Raw genomic sequence first — 11,477 nt, 5'->3', positions numbered from 1 at the left:
AATATTTACCGTTGGAATTTATTTTGTGGTTGAAACACCGCGCCCGGCCGTTCGTTACGTGTAATATCAACAAGATTGTCGACCGTTCGAGGAGCCACATGCACGATCAAGCTACAGAGCGCCGCCGCATCTTCCTGATGCGCCACGGCAGCGTCACCTACTTCGACGCCGCCGGCCGCCCCGTCCTGCCGGAACAAGTCCCCCTGAACGAAGCCGGCCGCGGGCAAGCCGATGCCGCAGGCAGCACGTTTGCCGCCGCCGGCATCACGTTTGACCGCGTGATCGTCTCCGGCCTGCCCCGCACGGTGGAGACGGCCGCCCGCGTGCTGGCCGTCACTGGCCAGCAGATCGACCTCGACACCTGGCCCGAGCTGCACGAAATCCGGGGCGGGCGCCTGTCCGCGATTCCGGAAGCGGACCTGAAGCGCGCCTTCACCGGCGTCTTCGAAGGCCTGGTCGCACCAGAACAGCGCTTCCTCGGCGGCGAGTCGGTCGGCGAGATGATGGACCGGGTCCACCCGGCGCTGGACCGGCTGCGCGCCGACCCGACCTGGGACACGATCCTGCTGGTCCTGCACGGCGGCGTGAATTGCGCGATCCTGTCGCTGGCGCTCACCGGCCAACGCCTGTTTTTAGGTGGTCTGGCGCAGGAAGCCGGCTGCATCAATGCCCTCGACGTCGGCGACGATCCACGCGACTGGGTGGTGCGCTTCGTGAACCACGTGCCGCCTGCACCGCTCCAACCAGATGCGCGCAGCACGACCATGGAACAGCTGTATTCACAGTACCGCCGCGCACCCTGATTTTTGGCAAAATGAATAGTACGGTCGTTCGCTTCATCAGCTACAATCTTTTGACAACAACACGAGGAGGAGACGCCAGTGTATGAAGAGATGATGGGGACCAAGCCCGTGTCCGAGCGCCAGAAATTCGATGTCGATGCGCTTGCGACCTGGTTGCGGGCGAATGTGCCGGACTTCCCGGCCGGCCCGCTCGACGTCGAACAATTCAAGGGCGGGCAATCGAATCCGACCTTCAAACTGCGTGCCGGCGACAAGCAATACGTCCTGCGCACCAAACCCGGCCCGGCCGCGAAACTGCTGCCCTCGGCCCACGCCATCGACCGCGAATTTCGCGTCATGAACGCGCTGCACGGCGCCGGTTTTCCGGTGCCGCGCCAGATTGCGCTGTGCACCGACGAAGCGATCATCGGTCGCGCATTCTTCCTGATGGACTTCGTCGAAGGCCGCGTGCTGTGGGAGCAGTCCCTGCCCGGCATGAGTGTGGAAGAACGCAGCGCCATCTACGACGAACTGAACCGCGTCATCTCCCAGCTCCATACGGTCGACTACGCCGCCATCGGTCTCTCCGACTACGGCAAGCCCGGCAATTATTTTGGGCGCCAGATTGAACGCTGGACCAGGCAATACCAGGCATCCGTTACGGAACCGATCGAAGCGATGGACCGTCTCATCGAATGGCTGCCGAAGAATATCCCGCCCGGCGAAGACACATCGATCGTGCACGGCGACTTCCGGCTGGATAACATCATCTTCCACCCGACCGAACCACGCATCCTCGCCGTGCTCGACTGGGAACTGTCGACGCTCGGCCATCCGCTGGCGGATTTTTCCTACCATTGCATGAGCTGGCATATCGAGCCAGGAAAATTTCGCGGCATTGCGGGACTCGACCTGGAAGCGCTCGGCATTCCGGACCTGGACAGCTACATCGCGCGTTATTCCGAGCGCACCGGCAAGACCATCAGGAAGGAAGACTTCAATTTCTACCTGGCCTACAACATGTTCCGGCTGGCCGGCATCATGCAAGGCATCATGAAACGCTATGTCGACGGCACCGCCTCGAGCGCGCAGGCGCTGGAAAACGGCAAAGCCGCCCGCCCGATGGCCGAGATGGCCTGGCACTTCGCAAACCGCTAAGGAACCCCCATGGATTTCGACTATTCCGACCGCTGCAAGGAACTGCGCACCCGCCTGCTCGCCTTCATGGACGAGAATATCTACCCGAACGAAAAAGCCTACAAGCAGGAAATCGACCGCAACGGCGTGGCCGGCAACCGCTGGGTGCCGACGGAAATCATCGAGCGCCTGAAACCGCTCGCCCGCGAACAGGGCCTGTGGAACCTGTTCCTGCCGAAATCAAAGCGCGCGCCGGAAGGCTTGTCGAACCTCGACTATGCCCCGCTGTGCGAAATCATGGGCCGGGTCGGCTGGGCGCCGGAAGTGTTCAACTGCTCGGCGCCCGACACCGGCAACATGGAAACCTTCGAACGCTATGGCCTCGAAGAACACAAGCAGCAGTGGCTGGAACCCCTGCTGCGCGGCGAGATCCGTTCGGCCTTCGCCATGACCGAACCGGACGTGGCTTCCTCGGACGCGACGAATATCGCCACCCGCATCGAGCGCGATGGCGACGAGTACGTCATTAACGGCCACAAGTGGTGGATTTCGGGTGCCGGCGACCCGCGCTGCCAGATCTACATCGTGATGGGCAAGACCGATCCGCTTGCTGCGCGCCACCAGCAGCAGTCGATGATCCTGGTCCCGGCAAATACGCCCGGCATCACCGTCAAGCGGCCGCTGCCCGTGTTCGGCTACGACGATGCCCCGCATGGCCACTGCGAAATCCTGTTCGAGAACGTCCGGGTCCCAAGCTCGAACCTGCTCCTCGGCGAAGGCCGCGGCTTCGAGATCGCCCAGGGCCGCCTCGGGCCGGGCCGCATCCACCACTGCATGCGGGCCATCGGTGTGGCCGAGCGCGCCCTGGAGCTGATGTGCAAGCGGCTTGACAGCCGCGTCGCCTTCGGCAAGAAGATTTCCGAACAGGGCGTCTGGCGCGAGCGCATTGCCGAGTCGCGCATCCGCATCGACACGGCGCGCCTGCTGACGCTGAAAGCGGCGTGGATGATGGATACGGTCGGCAACAAGGTCGCGGCGGCCGAGATCGCGATGATCAAGGTGCTGGCGCCGAACGTGGCCCAGCAGGTGCTCGACTGGGCGATCCAGGCCCACGGCGCTGCCGGCGTGTCGGACGACTTCCCGCTGGCTTACCAGTGGGCGGGCAACCGCACCCTGCGCTTGGCCGATGGCCCGGACGAGGTGCACCGGAACGCGATCGCCAAGGTCGAGCTTGCCAAATACCTGTGACCTGTTGCTGAACGTCTACACGTAGAAGGGTGCCAGGCCGGCTGCGCTTTCGCCGGCCTGGCCACTCCTCTACCATGCTCGCTGGAGGCGCATCCGCGCCGTATCGTCCTGGATTGCTTTTGCCACTGTTTCGCCGCACTTCCCTGCCTTCGATTCGTTCGAAGTTGCTCACGCTCGTCCTCGCCAGTGTCCTGCCGATCGTACTCGGCTGTATCGCGTTCCTGCACGACGCCTGGGAGCGTGAGGCGGACCACGTGGCGCGCGACGCGGCCACCCTCACCCGTGCCGTGGCTGCCGCGCTCGAGCGCGACCTGGAGAGCGCGGAAACGGCCGCGCGCGTCGTCGCCGCCTGGCCAACGCTGGCGCCCGGCACGCTCGGCCAGTTCCACGCCCAGGCACGCGCCCTGCTGCGTCCCGAATTCCCCGTCTCGTACTTCGCCCTGAGCGGCGCGGATGGACGGCCCCTGCTCGACACCCGCAACGCGTTTGGTGCCGCCCTGCCATCGACGCCCAACCAGGCGTCGATCGAAGCGGTCCTGCGCCGCGGCGATGCCCGGGTGTCCAGCCTGTACCGGCCCTCGCCCGGCCTGCCGTTCGTGTTCTCGAGCGACGTGCCGGTCTGGCGCGACGGCAAAGTGGCCTATGTGCTCTCGAGCCAGGTGCGCCCAAAGCGCATTGCCGACCTGCTCGGCGCCCAACACTTGCCTCCCGGCTGGGTCGCCGAAGTGATCGACGGGCGCGGCTTGAGCGTTGCGCGCAGCGTCGGCGGCGCGCTCTACGCCGGCGCGCCGATGAATGGCGTGCTGGCCTCGAACGCGGCCGCCAGGCTCGAAGGCACGGTCGAACTGCCGGACGATGGCGACGGCCTGCTGCGGCACGCGGCCTGGCTGCGCTCCGGCGAGCACGGCTGGATTGTCGCCGTGACCTATCCGGACGACGCCGCGCACGAACTGCTCGGCGATACGGTGCCGGCCACCCTGGCCGCCGCGAGCGGCCTGCTGGGTCTCGGCCTGCTGCTGGCCCGGACTATCGGCGGCACCATTGCCCGTTCGGTGCAGGGCCTGGTGAAACCGGCGGCCGCGCTGGGGCGGGGCCGGCCGCTCGTGTTCGCGCCTGCGACGATCCGCGAGACGGCGGTCGTGGCCGGGGCGCTGCAGGAAGTCGAAGGCGAATTGCTGCGTTACCGCAGCGGACTCGAATCGCGCGTGGCCGACCGCACCGCCGAACTGGAACGCCTGCACGCGCGCGTCGAAACGGTCTACGCCACCGCGCCCGTCGGCCTGTGCTTCGTCGACCACGACCTGCGCTTCGTCATGATCAACGACTACCTGGCCGCCATCAACAACGCGCCGGCGCTGAGCCACCTCGGGCGCACGCTGCCGGAACTGCTGGGCGAGGCGGGCGTGGCGTTCGAGCAGCCATATCGCCGCGTGCTCGACAGCGGCCGCGCGCTACGCGACCTCGAGGTGGCCGGCGAAGTGCCGGCCCAGCCGGGCGTGACACGTTACTGGCTGTCGAGCTACTACCCGGTGTTCGGTCCCGCAGGCGAACTGGTGGGCATCAATGCGGTCGTGATCGACATCACCGAGCGCAAGATGCTCGAGCAGCAGAACCGCGACAACGAGGAATTGTTCCGGGTCCTGTTCGAAGGTTCCGGCGACGCCCAGGCGCTGCTTGCCTACAACGCCAATTTCGTCAGCGCCAACCCGGCGGCGGCCGCCTTGTTCGGCTGCGCCAGCGTCGAAGAGGTGCTGATGCTCTCCCCGGCGGGCGCGTCGCCCGAATTTCAGCCGAACGGGCGCCGTTCGGACGAGATGGCGACCGAGCTGATGCGCCGCGCGCTCGACGAAGGCGGCATCGGGTTCGAATGGGTGCCCCGGCGCCGCGATGGCACGAACTTCCACGCCGACGTCAGGCTGAGCAGCGTCGACATCGGCGGCCCCGGCATGATGCAGGTGACCATCCGCGACATCAGCGCCCGTGTCGCGGCCGATGCCGCGCTGCGCGCCAGCGGCGCCCAGCTGCGCCAGCGCGAGCGCTTCATCCGCACCGTGACCGACAACCTGCCGGCCCTGGTCACCTACTGGGACGCCGACTACCGCCTGCGCTTCGCCAACCGGCCGGCCCTGGCCTGGCTGGGTGCCGGCGACGATGCCGCCGCGCTCGGGCGGCGCGCGGATGAGCTCATTCCCGGCGCCAAAATGGCGCCCTTGCGGCCGTATGTGCAGGGCGTGCTCGGCGGCCAGCCGCAGAATTTCGAGGCCGCCCTGCAGAATGCGAAGGGCGAACCGGTCCACGTCTGGGGCAGCTACCTGCCCGACGTCGACAAGACGGGACGGGTGCGTGGCTTCTACGCGCTGCACGCCGATATTTCCGAACTCAAGCGCACCGAAGGCCGCCTGGTGCAGGCGCTGCGCGAGGCCGAGGGGGCCAGCCGCGCCAAGAGCGAATTCCTCGGCAACATGAGCCACGAAATCCGGACCCCGATGAACGCGATCGTGGGCCTGGCGCGCCTGCTCGAGGAAGCGCCCCTGCCCCCACGCGAGCGCGCCCACGTCGCCCATATCCGCAGCGCCTCGGCCTCGCTGCTCGGCATCGTCAGCGATCTGCTCGACTACGCCGCGACCGACGCCGGACAGCTGGTGCTGGAACACGTCCCGCTGCAGCTGGACGCCACCCTGGACAGCATCGCCGTGCTGAACGTCCCGGCCGCCCGGGCCAAAGGCCTCGAGACCGTGTTCGCGGTGGCGCCCGATGTTCCGCGCCTGCTGCGCGGCGACCCGGCCCGCCTCGAGCAGGTGCTGCTGAACCTCGTCGGGAATGCCGTCAGGTTCACGGAAAGCGGCGAAATCGTGGTATCGATCGAGGTCGCCGCGTTCAGCCCGGGACGGGTGCGCCTGCGCTTTTCCGTGCGCGATACCGGCATCGGCATCGCCCCGTCCGAGCAGGCGCGCCTGTTCGAACCGTTTGCGCAGGCCATGGGCGCGAGCGCGAGCGCGAGCGACCGCCAGCTTGGCGGCGTCGGCCTTGGCCTGTCGATTGCGCGCCGCCTGGTGACGCTGATGGGAGGCGACCTGACCGTGAAAAGCCGGCCGGGCCGGGGCGCGCGCTTCGATTTCGAAGCCGATTTCGGCGCGCCCGAGGCACCCGGCCCCATTACCCCCGGGACGCTCGACTGCGCGCTGCGCGTCCTCGTGGCCGACGACAATCGAAGCACGGGCGCGGCACTGGCGGTGCAGCTGCGCGCACGCGGCTGGGAGGCCGTGTGCGCAGGGGGCGCGCACGACGCCCTGGCGCTCCTGCACGGCGAACGCTTCGACTTCGTCTTCCTTGACGCCGCCCTGCCCGGGTTTGCCACGCTCGATGTCACCCTGCCGCCGACCGTGCTCTTGATGGCCGATCCATACGGTCCTGCGCCGGCCTTGCCGGGCGCCGCGCGCCTGGCGCTGCTGGGTAAACCGTTTACGGGCACATCGCTGGAAGCGGCCTTGGGTGAACTGCGCGGCGCGGCCCCGGCGCATGCGACAGGGCACGGCGCGCTGGCGGCAAGCCTGGCGGGCCTGCGCGTGCTGGTGGTCGAGGACAATGCGGTCAACCAGGAAGTGGCGGGCTATGTGCTGGGGCATGCCGGCGCGCAGGTCACGCTCGCCGCGAATGGCCGCATCGCGCTCGACCTGCTGGCCGCCTCTGGTGCGGGGTTCGACGCGGTCCTGATGGACCTGCAGATGCCGGTCATGAACGGTTACGATGCGGCCGAAGCAATCCGCGCCATGGGGCTGCATCGCCTGCCGATCATCGCGATGAGCGCCAACACGGCCGAGGATGACTGCCGGCGCGCATTCGACGCCGGCATGGACGACCATCTGCCGAAACCGATCGATGTCGACGCGCTGGTGGCGACGCTGGCGCGCCTGACCGGGCGTAGCGCCGGGCTTTCCACCGGGGTCGGCACTGCCGCTACCGACGCGCTACTTCCGAACATGCCCGGCGTCGATCTGAAAGCGGCTCTGCCGCGTTTCAAGGGCAGCATCGCCGCGTTCAATGCGCTCTTCACCCGTTTCGTCGGCGGCGCGGGGCAGACCCTGGACGAGCTGCACGCGCAGTTGCAGGGGGCCGACCGTGCGGGCGCGCTGGCAACGGCGCACCGCCTGCGTGGCGTGTCGGCCAACCTCGGGGCCACAAGGCTGGCGGCGCACGCCCTGGAACTGGAAGCGGCACTCCACGCGGGCGACGACCCACAGGCCAAAAGCCGGCTGACGCCCTTGCGAGCGGAGCTGGCATCGCTGCAGGCGGCAGCGCGCGGCCTGGCGCCTGGCCTGCAGGCGAGCCCCGCTGCGGATGTCGGCACACACGCGTTGGCACAGCTGCTGGAACTGCTTCAAAATAACAATATGAGGGCGATCGCGGCCCACGCGGCGCTCGCGCCCGGGTTGGGCGCACGGCTTGCCGCCAGCGAGGCAGGCGAGCTCGCCGAGGCCGTGGCCACGCTGCGCTTCGCGCACGCGGCGCTGTTGGTGGAGGCCATACTGGAACAACAAGGAGACGCATGATCTTCACCGAACTGGCCCTGAACGGGCGCATCCTGATCGTCGACGACGCGATGGAAAACATCCAGATCCTGCACAGGGCGCTGCAGGACGAGCACGAAGTGCTGTTCGCCCTCGACGGCGCAAAAGCGCTCGCGCTGGCACACAGCCAGCACCCGGACCTGATCCTGCTGGACGCCGTCATGCCGGGCATGGATGGCTATGCCGTCATGCAGGCCTTGCGCGCCGCCCCGGAGACCGCCGACACACCGGTCATTTTCGTGACCGCCCTGGTGTCGCCCGAGGACGAGACGCGCGCGCTCGACGCCGGCGCGGCCGACTTCATCGGCAAACCCGTGAATGCCGCCGTCGTACGCGCAAGAGTACGCACCCAGTTGACGGTGAAACGCCAGGCCGATGCGCTGCGCGCCCTGACGCTCACCGACAGCCTGACGGGCGTGGCCAACCGGCGCGCCTTCAGCGAACGGATCGACACCGAATGGCGCCGCGCCGTCAGGACGGGCCTGCCGATGTCGCTGATCCTGGCCGACATCGACCATTTCAAGATGTACAACGACCATTACGGCCACCAGGCCGGCGACGCCGGCCTCAGCCAGGCCGCGCACGCCATGTCCCGCGCCGCGAATCGCGCCCAGGACCTGGTCGCGCGTTACGGCGGCGAGGAATTCGCGATCCTGCTGCCTGAGACGGATGTGGCCGGGGCGGCGTGCGTGGCGCGGCGCGTGCTGGACGAGCTGGCCGCGCTCGGAATTGTGCACGCGGTGTCGCCGACCGCCCCGCTGCTAACGACCAGCATGGGGATCGCGTCGCTGGTGCCGGAGCGGTCGGAGACGAGTGCTTCGCTGATTCGCGCGGCCGATGCGCTGCTGTACCAGGCCAAGGACGAGGGGCGCAATCGTTACTGCCTTGCGTAACTAGTCCGCCGCGCCCTCCGGCCGCTTGCGGAACATCGCCATGCCATCGATCGTGCACACCGTCTCCCCGCGCTGGTTCGTGGCAATCCAGGTCGTAAACACCACGCCGCGATCCGGTTTGGACGTGGACGCCTTGACCTCCTTCGTCACATAGCGCACGGACAGCGTGTCGCCGGCCCGCACAGGCAGCAGCCAGCGCACGCCGTCCAGGCCTGGCGAACCCATGCTCGCTTCCTCGCAGCGCATGCCATCGACGACGATCCGCATCATCATCGAGCAGGTGTGCCAACCGCTGGCGATCACGCCGCCGTAGATCGATTTCGCTGCCGCTTCCTTGTCGATGTGGAAGGGCTGCGGGTCGAACTGGGTAGCAAACGCGATGATCTCGTCCTCGGTGACCGTGCGCCGGCCGAGCTCGATTTCCTGGCCCGGCACGAAGTCGTCGAAATACCATTGTTTGCTCATGCGGCGGCCCTCTCGCCAAAGCCTGGCTGGGCCATGAAGCGCGCCAGGTGGTGGTCGGCGTCCCCGAGCGTGAGTTCGATCGTCGCCAGGCGCTTGAAATAGTGCGCGGCCGGCAGTTCGTCGGTCACGCCCATGCCGCCGTGCAGCTGCACCGCTTGCTGGCCGACGAAACGCGCGGCCAGGTTGATGCGGTACTTGGCCGCCGACACCGAACGGCGGCGCTCGGTGACGTCGTTCGACGCCAGCTTCACCGCTGCCAGCAGCGCCATCGAGCGCGCCTGCTCGAGGTGGATGTACATGTCGGCCATGCGGTGCTGCAATGCCTGGAACTTGCCGATCGGGGCGCCGAACTGCTGGCGCGTCTTCAGGTACTCGAGCGTGGCTTCGAAGATGGCTTCCATCGCGCCCAGCGCTTCCGCGCACAGCAGGCCGGCGCCGTAGTCGAGCGCGGCGTCGAGGATCCCGCCGCCCGCGCCTTCCGCACCCAACAGGCTCGCGCGCGGCGCCTGGACATTCTCGAAGCGCACATCGGCAGCGCGCTGGCCATCGAGGGTGCGGTAGTCAAGGATGGTGATGCCCGGCGTGTCGGCAGGCAGCAGGAACAGCGAGACGCCATCCTGGCCGCGCTGTTCACCGCTCGTGCGTGCCGAGACGATCAGCATGCCGGCCTGGGCGCCATGGATCACGACTTTCTTTTCGCCGTTCAGCACCCAGCCGTCGCCATTGGCTCCCGCGCGCGTGGCGATATCGAACATGTCGTGGCGCGACTGGCGCTCGCCCAGTGCGCAGGCGAGTTTCAGTTCGCCGCCGGCGACCTGCTCCAGCAATGCGCCGCGCCCGCCCGCCAGGCGCAGGAATTCGGCGCCGAGCACGGTGGCAAAGTAGGGCTCGACGACCAGGCCGCGGCCGAGTTCCTGCATCACGACGAACATGTCGACGGCGTTGCCGTTGAAGCCACCCGATTCTTCGGGCACCGGCAGCGCCGTCATGCCGAGTTCTGCCAGCGTGGCCCAGGCGGCGCTTGAGGTGCCGGCGCCTGATTGAATGATCGCGCGACGCGTCTCGAAGGTGTAGTCGCGGCCGATCCAGCGCTTGAGGGCATCGGCGAACTGGAGCTGCTCGGAATTGAAGTTGAAGTCCATGCAGTTCTCCTTACAGGCCCAGGATCATCTGGGTGATGATGTTGCGTTGGATCTCGTTCGAGCCGCCGTAGATGGAGGTCTTGCGATAGTTGAAGTAGTGCGACAGCAGCGGCGCGGCATCGTCGTCCTCGACACTGCTGTGTTCACGCTCGCCGTCCAGATAGGCCGGGTCGAAGGGCAGCGCCATCGGTCCCACGGCTTCCACCATCAATTCGGAAAGCAGCTGCTGGATATCCGTGCCGCGCACTTTCAATACCGACGCTTCCGGTCCCGGCCCCTTGTCGGCGCGCGAGAGCACGCGCAGCACCGTCGTCTCGAGCGCCATCAGTTCGATTTCCAGGCTGGCCAGCTTGGCGCCAAACAGCGGGTCCTCGATCAGCGGCTTGCCGTTCTTGCTCTCGCGCGCGGCGAGCGTTTTCAGGAAGGCCAGTTCGCGCTTCGAGCGGCCCACTGCGGCAATGCCGGTGCGCTCGTGACCGAGCAGGTACTTGGCATAGGTCCAGCCGCGGTTTTCCTGGCCGACCAGGTTCGCGACAGGCACGCGCACGTTGTCGAAGAAAACTTCGTTCACTTCATGGTCTTCATCGAGCATGATGATCGGGCGCACCGTGATGCCGGGCGTGTGCATGTCAATTAACAGGAAGGAGATGCCTTCCTGTTTGCGCACGCCGGTATCGGTGCGCACCAGGCAGAAGATCATGTCGGCGTGCTGGGCCAGCGTGGTCCAGGTCTTCTGGCCGTTGACGATGTAGTGGTCGCCGTCGCGAACAGCCGTGGTCTTGAGCGAGGCCAGGTCGGAGCCGGCGCCCGGCTCGGAATAACCCTGGCACCACCAGTCCTCGCAGGACAGGATGCGCGGCAGGTAATGGGCTTTTTGCTCGGGACTGCCGAAGGCCATGATGACCGGGGCGACCATGTTGACGCCGAAGGGCATGATCTGGGGAGTGCCCGCACGCGCGCATTCTTCGTCAAAAATGTGGCGCTGGACCGGGGTCCACCCCGGTCCGCCGAACTCGACCGGCCAGCCGGGTGCGACCCAGCCTTTTTCGGCAAGAATCTTGTGCCAGCGGACGCTGTCGTCCTTGTTCAGGCGCAGGTGGTGGCGCACCTTGTACTGCAGGTCGGCGGGCAGTGCCTCAGCCAGGAAGGTCCGCACTTCTTCGCGAAATGCCAGGTCCTCATCGAGATAGTTCAGGTCCATTCAGTCTCCTCGTTGTCGTCGTGCCGGGCGAAAAAGCACGA

The 11,477-nt window shown here is 67.1% G+C and carries 8 protein-coding genes; 5 read left to right on the top strand and 3 right to left on the bottom strand.

The genetic code is table 11. The annotated features are described in order from the left end of the window. Window positions 1–98 precede the first annotated feature (98 nt). From ACHAC9_RS00120 to ACHAC9_RS00100, 5 genes are all read left to right on the top strand, one after another. Window positions 99–803 (top strand): histidine phosphatase family protein, encoded by a 705-nt coding sequence (locus ACHAC9_RS00120; RefSeq protein ID WP_435755908.1) that lies wholly within the window; start codon window positions 99–101, stop codon window positions 801–803. Window positions 804–896: 93 nt separating this feature from the next. Beyond that, complete coding sequence (locus ACHAC9_RS00115) at window positions 897–1,940, top strand: phosphotransferase (protein WP_435757217.1); 1,044 nt, start codon at window positions 897–899, stop codon at window positions 1,938–1,940. A 9-nt stretch (window positions 1,941–1,949) separates the two neighbouring features. Next, the gene (locus ACHAC9_RS00110; RefSeq protein WP_435755906.1) at window positions 1,950–3,167 is read left to right on the top strand and encodes an acyl-CoA dehydrogenase family protein; all 1,218 of its coding nucleotides are present in this window, start codon (window positions 1,950–1,952) and stop codon (window positions 3,165–3,167) included. A gap of 119 nt (window positions 3,168–3,286) precedes the next feature. Then, entirely contained in the window at window positions 3,287–7,717 is a 4,431-nt protein-coding gene (locus tag ACHAC9_RS00105; protein WP_435755904.1) for a PAS domain-containing protein, read from the top strand. Then, a complete protein-coding gene (locus ACHAC9_RS00100; RefSeq protein WP_435755902.1) occupies window positions 7,714–8,628 on the top strand; it encodes a diguanylate cyclase in 915 nt (304 codons plus the stop codon). Before ACHAC9_RS00105 ends, ACHAC9_RS00100 begins: the two co-directional genes overlap by 4 nt. Here the strand turns inward: ACHAC9_RS00100 and ACHAC9_RS00095 are convergent, their stop codons facing one another. Genes ACHAC9_RS00095 through ACHAC9_RS00085 form a run of 3 tightly spaced genes read right to left on the bottom strand, consistent with a single transcriptional unit; the run spans window position 8,629 to window position 11,436 of the window. Further along, the gene (locus ACHAC9_RS00095) at window positions 8,629–9,093 is read right to left on the bottom strand and encodes a MaoC family dehydratase (RefSeq protein WP_435755900.1); all 465 of its coding nucleotides are present in this window, start codon (window positions 9,091–9,093) and stop codon (window positions 8,629–8,631) included. Beyond that, a complete protein-coding gene (locus tag ACHAC9_RS00090) occupies window positions 9,090–10,235 on the bottom strand; it encodes an acyl-CoA dehydrogenase family protein (protein ID WP_435755898.1) in 1,146 nt (381 codons plus the stop codon). Before ACHAC9_RS00090 ends, ACHAC9_RS00095 begins: the two co-directional genes overlap by 4 nt. A 10-nt stretch (window positions 10,236–10,245) precedes the next feature. Continuing rightward, a complete protein-coding gene (locus ACHAC9_RS00085; RefSeq protein WP_435755896.1) occupies window positions 10,246–11,436 on the bottom strand; it encodes an acyl-CoA dehydrogenase family protein in 1,191 nt (396 codons plus the stop codon). Window positions 11,437–11,477: the final 41 nt, after the last annotated feature.

This window comes from Massilia sp. CMS3.1 (genome assembly GCF_051262535.1).
Taxonomy (GTDB): Bacteria; Pseudomonadota; Gammaproteobacteria; order Burkholderiales; family Burkholderiaceae_D; genus Telluria.
This window is presented reverse-complemented; position numbering and strand designations above follow the sequence as displayed.

What these genes read in the sequence shown, in the direction of transcription:
- ACHAC9_RS00120 (WP_435755908.1), top strand. Translation starts at nt 99, where the DNA reads ATGCACGATCAAGCTACAGAGCGCCGCCGCATCTTCCTGATGCGCCAC.
- ACHAC9_RS00115 (WP_435757217.1), top strand. Translation starts at nt 897, where the DNA reads ATGGGGACCAAGCCCGTGTCCGAGCGCCAGAAATTCGATGTCGATGCG.
- ACHAC9_RS00110 (WP_435755906.1), top strand. Translation starts at nt 1,950, where the DNA reads ATGGATTTCGACTATTCCGACCGCTGCAAGGAACTGCGCACCCGCCTG.
- ACHAC9_RS00100 (WP_435755902.1), top strand. Translation starts at nt 7,714, where the DNA reads ATGATCTTCACCGAACTGGCCCTGAACGGGCGCATCCTGATCGTCGAC.
- ACHAC9_RS00095 (WP_435755900.1), bottom strand. Translation starts at nt 9,093, where the DNA reads ATGAGCAAACAATGGTATTTCGACGACTTCGTGCCGGGCCAGGAAATC.
- ACHAC9_RS00090 (WP_435755898.1), bottom strand. Translation starts at nt 10,235, where the DNA reads ATGGACTTCAACTTCAATTCCGAGCAGCTCCAGTTCGCCGATGCCCTC.
- ACHAC9_RS00085 (WP_435755896.1), bottom strand. Translation starts at nt 11,436, where the DNA reads ATGGACCTGAACTATCTCGATGAGGACCTGGCATTTCGCGAAGAAGTG.